Origin of the sequence: Pseudomonas asplenii, assembly GCF_001293465.1 — a bacterium.
GTDB lineage: Bacteria > Pseudomonadota > Gammaproteobacteria > Pseudomonadales > Pseudomonadaceae > Aquipseudomonas > Aquipseudomonas fuscovaginae_B.
In genome coordinates, this window is record NZ_JSYZ01000002.1 from 350,614 (window position 1) to 366,986 (window position 16,373).

General features: G+C 64.9%; 10 protein-coding genes. 3 read left to right on the plus strand and 7 right to left on the minus strand.

Annotated features, from left to right (window positions below; genetic code table 11):
• Positions 1 to 9: 9 nt before the first annotated feature.
• From PF66_RS03655 to bcsQ, 5 genes are all read right to left on the minus strand, one after another.
• A complete protein-coding gene (locus PF66_RS03655; protein WP_054061912.1) occupies positions 10 to 3,927 on the minus strand; it encodes a cellulose biosynthesis protein BcsC in 3,918 nt (1,305 codons plus the stop codon).
• Positions 3,909 to 5,099, minus strand: a complete 1,191-nt coding sequence (bcsZ, locus tag PF66_RS03660) for a cellulose synthase complex periplasmic endoglucanase BcsZ (protein WP_054061949.1) — start codon at positions 5,097 to 5,099, stop codon at positions 3,909 to 3,911. The genes PF66_RS03655 and bcsZ overlap by 19 nt, the downstream gene beginning before the upstream one ends.
• Positions 5,100 to 5,203: 104 nt before the next feature.
• Positions 5,204 to 7,540: a cellulose biosynthesis cyclic di-GMP-binding regulatory protein BcsB gene (bcsB, locus tag PF66_RS03665; RefSeq protein ID WP_054061913.1), complete on the minus strand. Its 2,337-nt coding sequence runs from the start codon at positions 7,538 to 7,540 to the stop codon at positions 5,204 to 5,206.
• Positions 7,537 to 9,762, minus strand: a complete 2,226-nt coding sequence (gene bcsA / locus PF66_RS03670; RefSeq protein WP_054061914.1) for a UDP-forming cellulose synthase catalytic subunit — start codon at positions 9,760 to 9,762, stop codon at positions 7,537 to 7,539. Before bcsA ends, bcsB begins: the two co-directional genes overlap by 4 nt.
• Positions 9,759 to 10,943, minus strand: a complete 1,185-nt coding sequence (gene bcsQ, locus PF66_RS03675; protein ID WP_054061915.1) for a cellulose biosynthesis protein BcsQ — start codon at positions 10,941 to 10,943, stop codon at positions 9,759 to 9,761. Before bcsQ ends, bcsA begins: the two co-directional genes overlap by 4 nt.
• Before the next feature lie 350 nt (positions 10,944 to 11,293).
• Here bcsQ and PF66_RS03680 point away from each other — a divergent pair, with 350 nt between their 5' ends.
• Positions 11,294 to 11,998 carry a hypothetical protein gene (locus tag PF66_RS03680; protein ID WP_054061916.1) on the plus strand — a complete coding sequence of 235 codons (705 nt, stop codon included), beginning with the start codon at positions 11,294 to 11,296 and terminating at the stop codon, positions 11,996 to 11,998.
• Positions 11,999 to 12,274: 276 nt separating this feature from the next.
• Here the strand turns inward: PF66_RS03680 and PF66_RS03685 are convergent, their stop codons facing one another.
• Positions 12,275 to 13,483 (minus strand): aspartate aminotransferase family protein, encoded by a 1,209-nt coding sequence (locus tag PF66_RS03685; protein WP_054060140.1) that lies wholly within the window; start codon positions 13,481 to 13,483, stop codon positions 12,275 to 12,277.
• Positions 13,484 to 13,585: 102 nt separating this feature from the next.
• Between PF66_RS03685 and PF66_RS03690 the strand changes: the two genes are divergently transcribed.
• Positions 13,586 to 14,491 (plus strand): LysR family transcriptional regulator, encoded by a 906-nt coding sequence (locus tag PF66_RS03690; RefSeq protein ID WP_054060141.1) that lies wholly within the window; start codon positions 13,586 to 13,588, stop codon positions 14,489 to 14,491.
• Between the two features lie 24 nt (positions 14,492 to 14,515).
• Here PF66_RS03690 and PF66_RS03695 read toward each other — a convergent pair whose 3' ends face one another.
• A complete protein-coding gene (locus PF66_RS03695) occupies positions 14,516 to 15,337 on the minus strand; it encodes an alpha/beta fold hydrolase (protein ID WP_054060142.1) in 822 nt (273 codons plus the stop codon).
• Positions 15,338 to 15,484: 147 nt separating this feature from the next.
• Here PF66_RS03695 and PF66_RS03700 point away from each other — a divergent pair, with 147 nt between their 5' ends.
• Positions 15,485 to 16,333 carry an AraC family transcriptional regulator gene (locus PF66_RS03700; RefSeq protein WP_054061917.1) on the plus strand — a complete coding sequence of 283 codons (849 nt, stop codon included), beginning with the start codon at positions 15,485 to 15,487 and terminating at the stop codon, positions 16,331 to 16,333.
• The last annotated feature ends 40 nt before the right edge of the window (positions 16,334 to 16,373 follow it).

A 16,373-nucleotide genomic window follows, 5' to 3' on the forward strand; every position in this document is an offset into this window, starting at 1 on the left:
CTCGTTGAATCAATTCGAATAGGGGGAACCGAAGGGACTGACCGGCAGGTCCATGGGGCCGTTCATGTCCTCGAAGGTGTAACGCAGATACACGCCACCGGCGACCTGGCGGTAATCGCTGGCATTGTCCACGCCAAGCGTACCGCCGAGGAAGAAGTTCGAACCGAACTTGTATTCGCCGGCCGCGTTCAGGCTGTAGCCGATGCCGGTCTTGTTCTCGCCGGAATAGCGCCCCAGGCCGACTGCCGTGGCATTGGCCTGGTACTCGCTGTGGCCGGGGAAGACGTCGGCGCTGTCCTGGCCGATATGCTGGACACCGATCGAGGACTTGATCCGGTAGGTGAAGCGCTCGGTGCGCTGCGACCAGCTGACCGGCACGCCCAGGGCGAAGAAGGTCTGCGGACTGAAGTAGCCGCCATGACCGTAGGTGTAGAAATCCTGGTTCTCGGAGTAGCTCAGGGCCGAACCGCTGAGGCCGAGGGTGAGAATGCTGCCCGGCGTGTTGCGCAGGTACCAGTAGACACCGCTGCCCAGCTCGAAGCGATTGTTGTCGTCGACATTGTTGCCCATCAGCCGATGCGCCGAGCCGTAGCCGTAGGCCCCGAACTTCTGGTTGTCGTAGCCCAGTTCACCGCGCACGCCGTTGGCGGTGACGCCGCCCCACTTCTCGCCGGTACGCGGGTCGCGCGAGCCGGCGAACGAGGTCACGCTGTCGGTGACCACACGCCGCGAGGCGCTGACGCCATAGCTGAAGTTGGGGTTGGCGGCGAACGGCCGGTTGAGGCTGGCACCACCGATCGGCGTGCTGTAGGTGAAACCGATCGGACTCATGCCGATATCGGCCTTGAACCCGTTGTCCTTGTCGCGATAGGCCACGGCCAGGCCGACCCCGCTGTCCTTCTGGCTGCCGACGAGCGCGGTGCCACTGGTGCCGAAGCGGGGCGAACCGTTGGTGCCGGGGCTGCCCGAGTACAGGTAGACGGGCGTGACCTGCAGCGCGATGCTCGCCAGGTTCGAGCCGACGGGGAAACTGGCCTCGAACGGCGCCTCGACATCCGTCAGCTTGCCCAGGCCCTTCTCGCTGTTGTTGCTGCGCACGGTGAGGCCCTGGACCACATAACCCGTGCGGTCCTGGAGAATGTCGTTGAGCGCGACCTGGGCCGGGCTCAGGCCGGTGCTCGGTGCCGTATCACGGGCGTAGGTGTCGCGCGAGTACGGATCGCTGAACGGATTGGTACTGCGGCCGCCGACCGAAGCGGCCGGGACGGCCTGGGCCTTGCGTGTGACCGGCTCCGGAATCAGTTGCGGATCACCGGCGCTCAGGCCACTCGACGAACCGTCCACCGGTGGCGGGATCAGTGAAGCCTCGGCCAGCGAGGTGCCCTGGCGCCGCTGTCCGGCCAAGCCGACGAAGGGGTTGGACGATGCGGCGCTGCCACTGGCGACGCCGGCGACATAGGTGTCGACCCGCTGGCCGTTCTCGATCTCGATGGCCTTGCGCAGCAGGCGGCTGGCCTCGCCGGTCTTGCCCATCTCGCGGTAGATCCGCGCCGAGGCGGTGAGGGTCTGCGGCACGCCGGGTTCGAGCGCCAGGGCCTTCTCCACCGAGCGTTCGGCCAGCGAATAGTCACGGCCCTGCATGGCGATATCGGCCAGGCCCAGCTGCAGCTTGGCATTGCCGGGGTCGGCCTTGATCAGCGGCTCATAGAGATTGCGCGCCTTGTCGACATTGCCGCTGGCGGCATACATGCGCGCCAGTGAGGAAATCGCCAGGCTGTCATTCGGACGCTGCTGCAGGGCCGGCGAGAGCATGTCGTAGGCGGCGACCAGGTCGTTCTTCTGGCGCAGTTCGTCGGCCTGCTTGACCCGGTAGAGAAACACCAGGTCCTCGTAGCGCTTGCTGGCGGTCTCGCTCATCGGCTTGCCCTGCAACTGGCGCAGGATCTCGCTGACCTCGGCATCCTGGTCGGCCTTGAGCAGCACGCCCGCATACAGCAACTGCAGGTCCGGGCTCGGGGCGGACTTGTCCAGCAGATCCCGCATCAGGCTGATGGCCTGGTCCGGGTTGCCGGCTTCGGCATAGGCGCTGGCCAGTATCGCCACGCGCTCGGGCTTGCCGCGGGTCAGCGGCTCGCACCGCCCCAGCAGGCCCCAGGCTTCCTGGCGCTGGCCACGCCGGGCGACGTCCACCGCCATCTCGGTCTGCACGTGCAGGCGGATGTCCAGGTCCATCTCGTTCATGTCGGCGCTGCGCCTGGCCGCCGGAATCCGCGACAGGGTGCGCTGGGCCTTGCTCCATTCGCCCAGCTCGGCCGACAGCAGGGTGCTGGTGTAGAGCGCGTCCGGCTGGTCGGGTTGCTGCTTGAGCAGTTCGTCGATCAGGTCGCGAGCGACCTGGGCCTGCCCCTGGCGCAGGTAGACCCGCGCCAGGGCGAAGCGGATCCAGGGGTTTTTCGGATCGTCGGCCAGGGCTTCCTTGTAGGCCCTCTGCGCGCCGTTCAGATCGCCGCGGCGCTCGGCCAGCTTCGCCACCTGGGTGGCACGCAAGGCACGAATACGCACGCTCGACGCCAGGCGGGCCTGCTCGGCCGGCGACAGGCGGTCGATCAGTTGCAACGCTTCGTCGGACTTGCCGGCCCGCGACAACACGCCGATCAGCCCGCTCAGGGCATCGGGGTAGTTCGGATTTCTCGCCAGCACCTGGCGATAGCCGGCCTCGGCGGCGTCAAACTCGCCAGCCTGGGCATACCAGCCGGCCAGTGCCGTCGGCCCGGCGGGCTCGACCGAATCCCGGGCGATGGCCTGTTCGATCAGCTCCCGCGCCTGGGCCTGGCGGCCGCTGCGCTGGGCCTCGTTGGCGCGGTCGAGGAGGATCCAGTAACGCACGTCCTCAAGGGCACTTTTCCACTGCGCACCGGCGCCGGTCCGGGTCGCCTGCACCAAGTAGTTTTCCGCCTCGCCGAGGCGCTTCTGCTGCTGGCGCAGGATGCCCATGCCCCCCAGGGCGTCGTAGTCGTCGGGCTTGTCCTTGAGGCGTGCCTGCAATTCCTGTTCGGCGGTCGCCAGGTCGCCGGCATCGAGCGCCTTGAGGCCACGGGCGACATGGGGGTCGCGCTGCCAGCCGGAACCCGTGCGGCCCTGGGCGATGCCCTTGTTCATCAGCGCACGGATCTCGCTGTCGTCCGGGTGCGCCTGCAGGTACTGCTCGAACAGCGACACCTGGTCCCGCGACGGGGGCCCAAGCCAGACCAGGGCGAAGCGCCAGGTCTCGTCGGCGTTGCCGCCGATGTCCGGGTTGTGCGACAGCCGCGCCAGGGCACGGATGCCTTCCGGCCGGCTCTCGGGGTTGCGCGCCAGGTGCAGCGCCAGCCACAGGTCGAGAATCGCGTCGTCCGGACGCTCGCGGCGCAGGCGCTCCAGGCCGACACGGGCCTCGGGCCAGCCGCCGGTGGAGAACCCCAGGGTGTTGTAGTACTCGCGGGCGATCAGGCCCTGCGGCTGGCGGCCCTCGAACAGCTGCCGATAGACCGCGACGGCCTGGTCGCGCTCACCGGCATCGCTCAGTTCGCGGGCCTTTTCCAGCAACTGCTTTTTTTCCGGCGGGCTCAGGGCGATGTCCTGCTCGAGCTGCAACGCCAGGCGCGGCTGCGGCTTGATCGCCTGCAGGCGGGCCAGGTAGTTCTGCGCATTGGCGATACGCTGGCGTTGCACCTCGATCAGGCCCAGGCCGTACAGCGCATCGGGCTGTTCGGCGTCCAGGTTCAGCAGCCGGGTCCAGGCCTCGGCCGCACGATCGGGTTTTTCCTTGGACTGCCAGTAGTAGCCCTGCTGGATCAGCAACGATTGCGGGCTGCCGCTTTCAGCAGCGAAGCCGCCGCCGGAAGCCAGGGCGGCACAGACCGCCAGGGCTAGGGTTTGCTGGCGCATGCGTCCTCCCAGGATACTTTCACAGTGCCGTCCTTGTTGAACTGATAGCGGTTCTCGCTCCAACCGAGAGAAAACAGGCTCAACATCACATGATAATACTGATGCTGCTGATAGGCCGGGTCAGCCGGGTTGGTGAAATGCGCAATCGCCTGGTCGACCAGCCGCTGTTGCTGGTCCGCCAGCAGCGGCAGGCCCTTGGCCCGCAGGTACGGCACCAGCGACGCCGAGAAACCGTAGGGGCCGATGCCTTCGGTGACACCGGTCAGCACCTGGACCTTCTCCGGCGGCACACCGGTGGACGCGGTGGACTGCGCCATGCCGTCGAGGTTGTCGAGAATCGGCTTGGCCAGCGGGTCGGCCGGCGAAGTCAGGCCGGCCCACAGGTAGGTACGGATCGCATCATAGCTGCCCAGCGCATTGGTGAACTTGTCCACCACGAACATGCCCTTGTTGACGTCCGTACCGCGATAGCCGACCCAGTCCGGCACAAACCCGAAGCGGTTCATGTTCTTGTCGGCGATCATCTTCGCGGTGCTGTCGGCCACTTCCTTCCAGGGGCTCGACGGCAGTTCCCTGCTGAAGCGGCGCAGCAGCGGAATCGGCGTGTAGCTGGCGTTGAAGCGCCACAGCTGATCGGGGTGTTCATAGCCCACCGGCCCCGGCAGGAGCATCTTGCCGAGCCCGGGGATATCGCGGATCAGGGTCTTTTGCACATTGTCCAGGATGCGCTGCGCATCGGCCCGGTAGGCCGGCTTTTTCCACAGCCGATCGGCCTCCAGCAGCGCGTAGGCGAACCACAGGTCGGCATCGCTGGCGGAGTTCCTGTCGATGATGCCCCAGGTGCCGGCAGGCGTCGGCCCCCACAACCAGCCGGGCAGGTTCTGCGCGATGTTGGCACCGGCCATGTTGTCCCGGGTCCAGCGCCACAGGGCATCGAAAGTTTCGGGATCATTGGCGATCAGTGCGAAGAACATACCGTAGGACTGGCCCTCGGAACTGCTCTGGTTGGGGTCCATGCTCGAGCCTAGCATGCGCCCGTCTTTCTGCACGAAACGCTCGGCATAGTTCTTCCACAACGGCCAGTTCTGCACGCTGCAGCTCTCGGCGGCCTGCACCGCCACCGGCGCCAGCAGCGCCAGGGACAGCAGCCCACGACCCAACAGACGCCCCATGCCCGTCGAAGCCGGCCTGGCGGCGGTAGCGCCAGCAGCCTGTACCGCCCTTTCACTGAAAAACCTGCTGCGTATCACACCCACATCCATCGCCTTGCCCAAACTCATGACAAACGCTTCCGTGCCCGGGAACGCAGGAACACGAACAGCAGGAAGCTCACCAGCGCCAGCCCGCAGACGGTCACCAGCAGCATCCACAACAGGTTCTGCGACAGCATCCACTGCATCCGCTTGAACAGGCTCAGGTCACCGACGTAGTACTGCTCATCGGCCACCAGCGAGGTGATGCGCTTGTCCTGCACCACCGCCAGGCTGCCCTGAATGGTGTCCTTGTACTGGTCACCACCGATCAGCGCGGCCGTGGCATCGGCCAGGCCTTCGGGTTTGCCGCTGGCGATCACCACCACGCTGCGCCCGGACTTGAGCGGCGACTCGAAACCGGCCAGGTAGGTGCTGCTGTTGGCGCCGCTGTAGGTCACCTGCAGCCGCGGCTTGCGCTGGTTGGCCTGCGGGTCGGGGCTGATCCAGTCACGCACGCGCAGGGTCAGGTCGGACAGGCTGAAACGATGGCCCGTGCCTTCGAAACCGGCTGGCAGATGGCTGGCCCACTGCTCCAGCAACGGCTGGTTGGCTCCCGAGGCGAACACCAGCAGGTCCTTGTCGCTGACCGTCAGCACGTCCTTGGGCTGCACCACGGTGACCGCGGTCGCCGGGTAGCCGGTGGACTCGCCGAACCGGCCGAGCACCGTCAGGTACGCGCCCCACTCCTGCTGGCCACTGCCGTCCGGCAGTACCACGGCGCTCTGCGACAGATCCGCCAGGCGGGTGAACGGGAAGCCGCTGTCGTTGAACACGCCCAGGTTCGGCAAGGCGATGTAGTGGTTGAAACCGCGCAGGTCGAGGCTCGAATCCGGGTCGATCAGGCCGCGCATGTTGTCGATGATGATGTCGCGGCATTCACCCTGCTTGATGTAGTCGAACATGAAGCGCAGTTGCAGTTGCGAGCGCGGCGACGCCACGCCCAGCGGCAGCAGCACGCGGGCTTCGCGCGGCAGGCTCTCATCCTTCTTGAGCATCGCCAGCAGGTTGTCGCCGCCGTCGAGGCTCTTGAGCGACGGCAATGGCATCGACTTCATGAAGTTGTTGTTCAGGCTCACCAGCAACGAGGAATTCGCCGACTCCTGTTGCGGGGTGTAGCGGTACTTCAGGTCCAGCGGCACACCGGCCTCGCGCCAGTTGAACAGGTCCGGCGGCAGGCGTACGGGAATGGTGATATTGCCGGGGTTGTAACCGGACACGCTGAGCTGCTTGATGTCGACCAGCTCACCCAGGCGTACCGGGCGATCGGACGGCAGCCAGTTCGGTGCGTCGTAGGGCTGGCGTGGGCTCAGCGGATCGAGGTGATCGATCACCACGCTGCTGCCTACCAGCGCCTTGCTGCCCATGGCCACCGCATTGGCGGCCAGCTTGAGTTCGGCGGCATCGCGACCGGCAACGATCAGCAGCTTGCCACGCGGGTCGTTCGGGTTGGCCTGCAGGGTGACGGTCGCCCCTTTCAGTTCCGGGATCTGCAGGCTGCCCAGTTGCACGGCTTCCTTGCTTTCGACCAGGACGATGGCGTTGCCCTGCTGGGGAATCTGGCCCAGGACGCTGGTGAAGCTGGCCCCACGGTAGGACGCCAGTGCGCCCATCCACGACGACAGCGCGCCCGCGGCTTCGAGGGTGGCGTTATCCGGTTGCCGGGCAAACACGAAAGGCAGGTTGAGCTGGCTCGCATCGCGACGGTCGAAGAACGGCAACGGCAGGATCGACAGGTCGTCCTTGAGCGGGATCGGCGAAACGCTGAGCTTGAGCTCGGAACCGACGTTGATCTTGGCCCACAGGCTGCTGTGCTGGGGGTCCTCGCACTGCATGGTGTAGTGCCCGATGAATTGCAGGCGCAGACGGTTGAACTCGGTGATCAGGTGCGGCGGGATATTCACCACCTGCTGCTGCGGCTGGCCGGCACCTTCCTTGGGCAGCGCCAGGCTGGCGGCGACTTCGTCGTTGACCAGCACGTTGATCTGCGACAGGTCGGCCAGCAGAGCCGGCGAATAGCTGTAGCTGAGCACCAGTTGCGCGCCATTGACCACCTCATCGGCGCGGATGTTGAAGTTCACCGCGTCGGAGGCCTCGACCCCCTGCAGGTTCATGGTGTCCAGGCGCCCCAATTGCTTGAGGGTCAGTTCACGGGTGTAGCTGTCGGCTGGTGGCTGCTCCGCGACAGCGGGCGCGACGGCCGGGGTTGCCGCCGGGCTGGCCACGGCCGTGTTGGCCGTCGCAGCCGCGTCGGCGTAAGCCATGTGAATCATTGCACCCAGGCACAGCACCGACGAAGCCAGGCGCATGAGTGGGTGACGTGGGCAGCAGGTGGTGCTGCGATACGAGGATTTCATGGTCATGACTTGTCCATAAGAGGGTCGAGCGATTTCGAATTGGCAGATCTTGCAGCCAGGCGATCACGAACCTGCAACACAGTGGCCTTGATCAGGGCGCCCATGCCGACCACACCGATGGCACTGACCTCGCGCAGGGCCGAAAGTGGCGTATCGACCTTGCCGGTGCCCCAACTGGCGGCCCAGGTGTCGGCGCGGGAGAAGGTCATGCGCACCAGTTCGCTTTGCTGGCGCAGGGTCAACGGGTCGAACAGCGCCCCGAGGTACTGGCCCTTGCTGAACACCACCGTAGTATCGAATTGGCTGGTTTGCGAATTGCGGAACAGCGACACGCGAATGCGTTCACCGGCGGCCACCGTGGTGCCCTCCGGCAATTTGAGGCCGAGGCCGCGCTGGGAGAAGTCCTGGGTCATGCCGTAGACCTCGGTGCCATCGGCCAGCCCGATCTTGACTGGCAGTTCGGCACGGACCCGCGGTTCGGAACGGACCTGGCGGGTTTCGGAGGCCACCGCGACCGCGGCGCTGGTGATGATCAGGTTGTAGAGCGTCCAGACGCAGTTGATCAGCACGGTGATCTCGGTGTCGGGCTCGCCCCAGATGAGCTGCCAGATGCCGCACAGCAGCCCGATCAGGTTCAGCGCCAGCAGCACGATGTACGGCCGTGCCAATTTCCAGTCGAAATATTCCTTGTCGATGATGCCGCCCTTGTCGGTGACGTTGAAGCCACCGAACCTGGGGTTGACCAGCGCCATCAGCACCGGCGGCATGATGTACCAGGCCAGTACCGTCTCGTACACCTCGTTCCAGAACGAATGCCGGAAGCGCCCCTGGATGCAGGAGTTGGTCAGGTTGGAATGGAACAGGTGCGGCAAGGCGTAGGCGGTGATCATCAATGCCGAGGCGTGGAAGATCTGTGCGCCGAAAATCAGGTAGGCCAGCGGCGCGGTGAGGAACACCAGCCGCGGCAGGCCGTAGAAGAAGTGCAGCATGGCGTTGGCATAGCAGATGCGCTGGCCCAGGTTCAGGCCCTTGCCCATCAGCGGGTTGTCGACCCGGAAGATCTGCGCCATGCCGCGTGCCCAACGGATCCGTTGGCTGATGTGGCGCGACAGGCTCTCGGTCGCCAGCCCCGCCGCCTGGGGAATCGCCAGGTAGGCGGTGTTGTAGCCGGCACGGTTGAGCTTGAGGGCGGTGTGGGCGTCCTCGGTGACGGTCTCGACCGCCACCCCGCCGATCTCCTCCAGCGGCTTGCGCCGCAGAATCGCGCAGGAACCGCAGAAGAAGGTGGCGTTCCACAGGTCGTTGCCGTCCTGCACCAGGCCATAGAACAGCTCGCCCTCGTTGGGCACGGCGCGGAAGGTGTTGAGGTTCTTCTCGAACGGGTCCGGGGAAAAGAAGAAATGCGGCGTCTGCAGCATCGCCAGCTTCGAATCCTTGAGGAACCAGCCCATGCCGATCTGCAGGAAGGAACGGGTCGGCACATGGTCGGCGTCGAACATGGCGATGTATTCGCCGTCGGTCACCTTGAGCGCTTCGTTGAGGTTGCCGGCCTTGGCGTGGAAGTTGTTGTCACGGGTGATGTAGTTGACCCCGATGCTGGAGCAGAACCGGCGGAACTCCTCGCGACGACCATCGTCGAGCACGTGGACGCGCAGCTTGTCCTTCGGCCAGTCCATCGCCTGGGCGGCGAAGATGCTCAGCTTCACGATGTTCAGCGCTTCGTTGTAGGTGGGGATGAACACATCCACCGTCGGCCAGTCGCTCGGATCGCCGGCCAGCAGCACCGGGCGACGACGCAGCGGCCAGGCGGTCTGCACGTAGCCGAAGATCAGCACCACCAGCGCATAGAACTCGGCCAGGACCAGGCCGTAGCCGAAAACGGTGTCCAGCCAGCCTTCGAAACCCAGGGTGTCGGTCAGGCGCCAGTACAGGTAGCGCAGGGAGGCCACCAGCGACAGCACGATCAGTGCCAGGACCGGCAAGCGACCGGGCACCCGCTTGATCAGCAGGGCCGAACCGAAGCACAGCGACGCGAACAGGCACTGCGTATACAGGTCCAGCGGGGCACTGATGATGCCCACCAGCAACAGGCAGGCACTGAGCGCCCCAACCCCGATCAGCGTACGACGCAAGGCGCTCGGCCACTGCTTGACACGGGCCAGCCAGGCGTTGAGGCGCAACTCTGAGCGCCCCGGAATCTGGGGCGTGAAATTGGGATCGATGGTCATGACAGATGGGACTCTTGCGTACCTTGTACGAGCAGTTCACACAACGAACCGGCCACGTCGAGAATGTCCTGACAGCCTCGGGTCGTCGGGATGTGCGCCAGCGGATTACGCTCGTAAGCCAACGCTTCGCCGAGGCAGTGGTCCTGACGGATCACGCCCAACAACTGTTTATCGGCTTTTCTTTTCAATACTTCACACACATCGAGGCTGAACTGGCGCGAAGTATCCAACTGGTTGATGACATACCTGCACTGCAGCGGGATCTGCCGTTGCCGGTAGGGCGCCAGCAGGCGGTTCATCTGCTCCAGGCTGGCATAGGACGCGGCATCGGCGAGCGTGACCACCACGGCGACATCGGCAATCGCCAGCGCCTGGGCCAGGTAGGCCGTCGCCCCGGAGGGGGTATCGATGATCACGGTGTCCTGTTCGCCCAACCCCAGTTCGGCCAGGTGCCGGGCCAGCCAGGTGGGATCGGCGCGCAGGCCGCTTTCGAAATTCACCCGCTCCTCTTCACTCACCAGGCCGTAGGCCAGGCAGTGGCAGGCCGAGAAACCGTCACGCAACACACGCCGCCAGTCCTGCTGCTGATAGTCCTGGGCAACGCCCGGCCACTGGTCGTTGCCGCCCAGGTGCAGGCACAGGGCATTCTGCGGGTCGAGGTCGAGGGCCAGGGTACGGCCATCGGCACGCTTGATCGCACTCGCCAGGGCCGCGGCCAGGGTACTCTTGCCGACGCCGCCCTTGGCCGAGACCACGGCAATGACCTTGGCTTTCAGCACCGGCTGCCCGCCGGCCTGGGCAGGGGCATGGGTGGCACTTGCCTGGCGCTGCTGCTCGATTTCCGCCAGCAGGCGGCTCAGGGAGGTCGCGGTTGCCGCGGCGGCGGCGGCAACCGGAATCGGTGCCGCAACGGCGGCCGGCGGCACGGCCGGAGCCGGAACGGGGTCCGCCGACGGCACGTCATCGGCCGCAACCGGGGTGGCACCTTGCGTCTCGTCGGGAACGGGGAGCGAAGGCCTGATCGGGGTTACCGGGGCCACCGGCTGCAATGTGTCCAGGGCCGCGATCAGTTGGCTCGCCGTCTCCTCGGCATAATCATAGGACGGCTCGATTTCGAGATAGCTTTCCGCACTGCCCCCGAATCTCTTGAATAGATTCGCGATATCGTCAGAACGATGCATGCAGGTGTCCCTTTGCGCAATAAGAATTCAAAACCAGCATCCAAAGGGACAAGCACCCACCCTGGTTGTACAGCGTCCATTATTCCCGACTGCTTCCCCTACAGGTAGTAGCAATATGATGGTGTCATTATTTTGCTGTCTAATTGATTTTATTCAGTACGACCAGGTGGTCAGCCAATATTTTGGCGAACAACTTTGAAACATGTCGAACAACCTGCAAACCTTGCCGTTGAGCCGTCCGCTCGCCTGTTGATCCGTGACAATGGCGCGCCGGTCCAATAGATTAAGCGCCCGAAAATGCCGCGGCATTTTGAGCCTTACCCCCTGTTAAGTGAAATAGCGAAATTTCGATGCCTGACTCTCATACCGATGAAGCCGTAACCTCCTTGTCCGCCAAGCACGAATACGAAAACGCGATCAACCTTTCCCAGCATGTGGCCCAGGCCAAGACCATCAGTGAAATGGTGCTCGACGCCTTCCAGACGTCCAAGGAAAGCGAGGAAATCCGCGAGTTGCGCGCCCAGATCCGCCAGGCGCACGACCGTTTCGAGGACGACAGAGCCTACGAACTCATGGGCCAGCTCAAGCAGCTCAAGGATGCCGAAGCCGCGGACCTCGCCGCGCTGGAAGACCTGGGCACGAAATATCCGATCAGCCGGATCCTGTCCAGCTACAAGGACGACCCGGCCTTCCAGCAACTGGTCTATGGCCTGGCCCTGAAGGTCCTGAACCAGACCCACCAGGCGATCACCAACCCGAACGCCGGCAAGGGCAAATCGTCGCGGGCGAAGAAGGAAGCCGAAGTGTTCGTCATCAGCAAGGACGGCACCAGCGTCAATTTCCCGTTGCGCACCCCGCGCACCAAGGCCAACGCCGACCGTGAAGCGTTCGAATTCCTCGGCTTCGCCTTCGCCGGCCATGGCGACCTGGCCGAACTGCTGAACGAAACCTTTGTGGATAACGAGGGCAACGAACAGCCGGCGACCCGCAGGAACATCGTCACCGCGATTCAGCAGCAGACCGCGTTTGCCGGCTACAGCGTGGTTCAGCAGTAAGGAAGACTCGCTCGCCAGCGTGGGGCAGGAGCCCAAAGCCCACTGCGCCTGGGCTGGCAGCACTTCAGTTCCGCCAGGACTTTCGCCCAGGCACAAAAAAACCCGCCGAAGCGGGTTCTTTTTTTGACCTGCCCAACATCCTGTCGGTAGCCATCCTGGCCAGGTCGATCTTCCTTGATCCTGCGCACATCCGTATGCAGCAGTGATGGGTGTAGATTAGGGCAACGACGGGGGTGGGCAAAGACGTGATCGCCAGTGCGTCGTGTAAGCCTTTGGCTATACCGCCACCGCGTCGCCCCCGGCATTGACGCAGGCGGCCGCCAGCGCACCCCGCACACCGGCGACGATCATTTCCACCTCCGCCGCATCGATCGTCAACGGCGGCAGCAGGCGGATAGTCCTACCCCGCGTGACGTTGATCAGCACGCCCTGCTCGCGGGCGGCGATCAGCGCCAGGTCGCGGATCGGCTGTTTGAGCTCGATACCGATCATCAAGCCCCGCCCACGGATCGCCAGCACCTGCGGGTGTTGGCCCAGTTCTTCCTGCAAACGCGTCAGCAGCCGCTCGCCCTGTTGCCGGGCATTGGCGACCAGGCCCTGCTCCTCGATGATATCGAGCACGGTACAGCCCACCCGGCAGGCCAGCGGATTGCCGCCAAAGGTGCTGCCATGGCTGCCCGGAGTGAACAACTGCGCTGCCTTGCCCCGCGCCAGGCAGGCACCGATGGGAATGCCATTGCCCAGGCCTTTGGCCAGGGTCATCACATCCGGGACGATGCCTTCGTGCTGGAAGGCGAACCACTGGCCGGTACGGCCGACACCGGTCTGGATTTCGTCGAGCATCAGCAACCAGGAGCGCCGCTTGCACAGGTCGCGCACGGCCTTCAGGTAACCCGGCGGCGGCAGTTGCACTCCACCCTCGCCCTGGATCGGCTCCATCAGCACCGCGCAGATACGCTGGCCATGGCTGCGGGCCAGGCTGTGCAGCAGTGGCAGGTCACCGAACGGTACCTTGATGAAGTCCCCCGGCAAGGCGTGGTAGCCCAGCCGCACCGCCGGACCATCACTGGCCGACAGGGTGCCCAGGGTGCGACCGTGGAAGGCGTTCTCCATGACCACCACCAGCGGCTGCTCGATGCCCCGGTGCCAGGCATGCAGACGGGCCAGCTTCAACGCGGTTTCATTGGCCTCGGCGCCGGAATTGTTGAAAAACACCCGCTCCATCCCCGACAACCCGGCCAGGCGCTGCGCCAGCCGCTGCTGCCAGTCGATGGTGTAGAGGTTCGAGGTGTGCAGCAGCAGGCCGGCCTGCTCGCTGATCGCACTGACCAGCCGCGGATGGGAGTGACCGACGTTGGTCACCGCTACCCCTGCCACGGCATCCAGGTACTCGCGGCCGCCCTGGTCCCACAGGCGCGTACCCAGGCCCTTGACGAACCCCAGGTCGAGCGGTTGATAGGTGGTCATCAGGCAAGCGGCGGTCATGGCGGCGGGCTCCAGGCAATGAGGTGGTGCGGGCAGTATCGTTAGCCACCTGAGCTGGATAAACTCTGCAAAACTTCATTCATTTTGAAGCAGGAATTGATAATGGATCTGTTCCAGGCCATGCAGGTGTACGTGAAGGTGGTGGAAAGCGGCAGCATGACCGCCGCCGCCCTGGAATGCGGTATCTCCACCACCATGGTGGGCAACCACCTGCGTTCGCTGGAACAGCGCCTGGGTGTCAGCCTGCTCAACCGCACCACCCGTCGCCAGCGCCTGACCGAGTTCGGTGCGACCTATTACCAGCGCTGCCTGGAGGTACTGGGCCTGGTGGCCGACTCCGAACGCCTGGCGGAACAGGTTCAGGGCGAACCGAGCGGTACCCTGCGGATCACCGCGCCGCTGACTTTCGGGTCCGAGCGCCTGGCTCCGGCATTGAGCGAGTTCGTGCGGCGCTATCCACGGATCAAGCTCGATGTGATGCTCAGCAACCAGCGCGAAGACCTGATCGACAGCGGTTTCGACGTGGCGATCCGCCTGGGTGTTCCCGAACCTTCGGCGCTGATTGCCCGGCCACTGGAAAACTATGCGCTGACGGTCTGCGCCTCACCCGACTACCTCGAGCGACGCGGCACACCCAAGGTTCCTCAGGATCTGGAGCATCACGACTGCCTGGCCTTCGCCTACCCGGCGGGAGACGACTGGCGGATGGTGGAAAAACAATGGAGCCTGAGCGGCCCGGAGGGGGAGATACAGGTGCCGGTCAGCGGCCCGATGACCATCAACAGTTCCTCGGCGCTGTACCAGGCGGCACTGGCCGGCATGGGCATCGTGATGGTGCCGGATGCCCTGCTGCGCGACGATCTGCGCGAAGGGCGGCTGGTGCCACTGCTGGCGGACTACAAGCTGCCATCGCGGCCGATGAACCTGCTGTACGCCCAGGACCGCTATCGCCTGCCCAAGCTGCGCAGCTTCGTCGAGTTCGCCCTGGAGAAATGGGCAAAGCCCTGAGGCTTCACCCATTCCCGCGCAGGCTTACCTGGCGGTGGCCTTGGCCGCATCCTCGATGATCGCCGCCACCTTGTCCGGATGGGAGACCATCACCACATGGGACGCGCCCTTGATGTCCACGGTCTCCCGGGAACCGGCCCGGTCAGCCATGAACTTCAGCGCCGCCTCGGGGATGTTCTTGTCCGCCGAGCCGTAGATGAACCAGGACGGCAAAGTCTTCCAGGCCGGCTCGCCGGAAGCTTCCTTCAACGCCGCCTCGGCGATCGGCCGTTGGGTCGCCGCCATCAGCGCCGCCTCTTTCGCCGGTACATCGGCGGCGAACTGCGCCGGGAACTTGTCCTGCTGGATGAACAGGTCGACGGTGCCATTCTTCAACTGGACCGGTGGTGCCAGGGTCGGGCCCAGGGTACCGCCCGGGAACCGGCCGGACAGCTCGATGGCGGTCTCGCCCTTTTCCGGAGCGAAGGCCGCGACGTAGACCAGTGCCTTGACGTTGGACTGCCCGTGGACCGCGTTGGAAATGACCGCGCCACCGTAGGAATGCCCCACCAGGATCACCGGCCCCGGCGTGTGTTCGACGATATCGGCCACATAGTCGGAGTCACTCTTCACGCTGTGCAGCGGGTTGGCGACAGCGACCACCGGGTACCCCTTGGCCTGCAGGCGGGCGATCACCCCGTTCCAGCTGGACGACTCGGCGAAGGCACCATGCACCAGCACCACGGTTGCCTTCCCGGCCGGTTGCGCGGCCGCGGCCGAGCCGCTCCAGCCCAGGGACAGTGCTCCGGCCGCCAGGGCAACGGCAGCGAACAGTTTCGAGACAGTGGAAAGACGGGAGGTTTTCATCGGTAATTCCTTTCGTTTGAAGTGACTGGCCCGCCGACAGCGGCGGTGTGAACGTGGAGCCATGATGGCAAAAACACGTTTACGAATGGCGCCTTTTTGTCGATGATATACGGCAGATCGTCTAAAACCTGCCACGGAACCCCCTCCATGGACCGCCTCTCGACACTGCTCAGCCACTTCGGCATCACCGCCAATACCTTTCACAGCGGCCGCTTGCAGGGCCAGATCGCGATCGACGCCGCGCAGCCCAGCGGCCATGTGCATCTGCTCCAGAGCGGCAGGCTCAGCCTGGAGGCCGGCGGCAGGACAGTCCGTATCGAAGAGCCGAGCCTGATCCTCATTCCCCGCCCCCTGCCCCATCGGCTGCTCGCCAGCGAAGCCGACGCGGCGGAGCTGGTCTGCGCCTCGCTGCGTTTCGATGGCGGAATCGACAACCCGCTGTCCGTGGCCCTGTCCGACACCATCGTGATGCCGCTCGAGGCCGTGCCGATGATCGAGGGCACGCTGGACTGGCTGTTCGGCGAAGCCTTCGCCGAACACTGTGGGCGCGAAGCGGTGATGAACCGTCTGTTCGAACTGATGGTGATCCAGTTCCTGCGGCACATGATGGCCTACCACAGCATGACCACCGGAATGATGTCCGGCCTGGCCGACCTGCGTCTGGCACGGGCCATGACCATGATGCACAACCATCCGGAGCGGCCCTGGACCGTCGCCGAACTGGCCCGGGAAGCGAACATGTCGCGGGCCAGTTTCGCCGCGCACTTTCACAAGGTGGTCGGCCAGACGCCGGCGGACTACGTACTCAGTTGGCGGGTCAGCCTGGCCCAGAAACGCCTGCGCGAAGGTCGGCCGATCGCCCTGATCGCCGATGAGGTCGGCTACGAAAGCCCGTCGGCATTGGCCCGGGCCTTTCGCCGCAAGATCGGCGAAAGCCCGAGGGAATGGCTGGGGCGCCAGTCGAGCGAGCTCAAAGGCACCGTCCTGCCGCTTTGAGACGGTTGCCAGGGCACTTTCGCCCCGCCAACCGATCAGA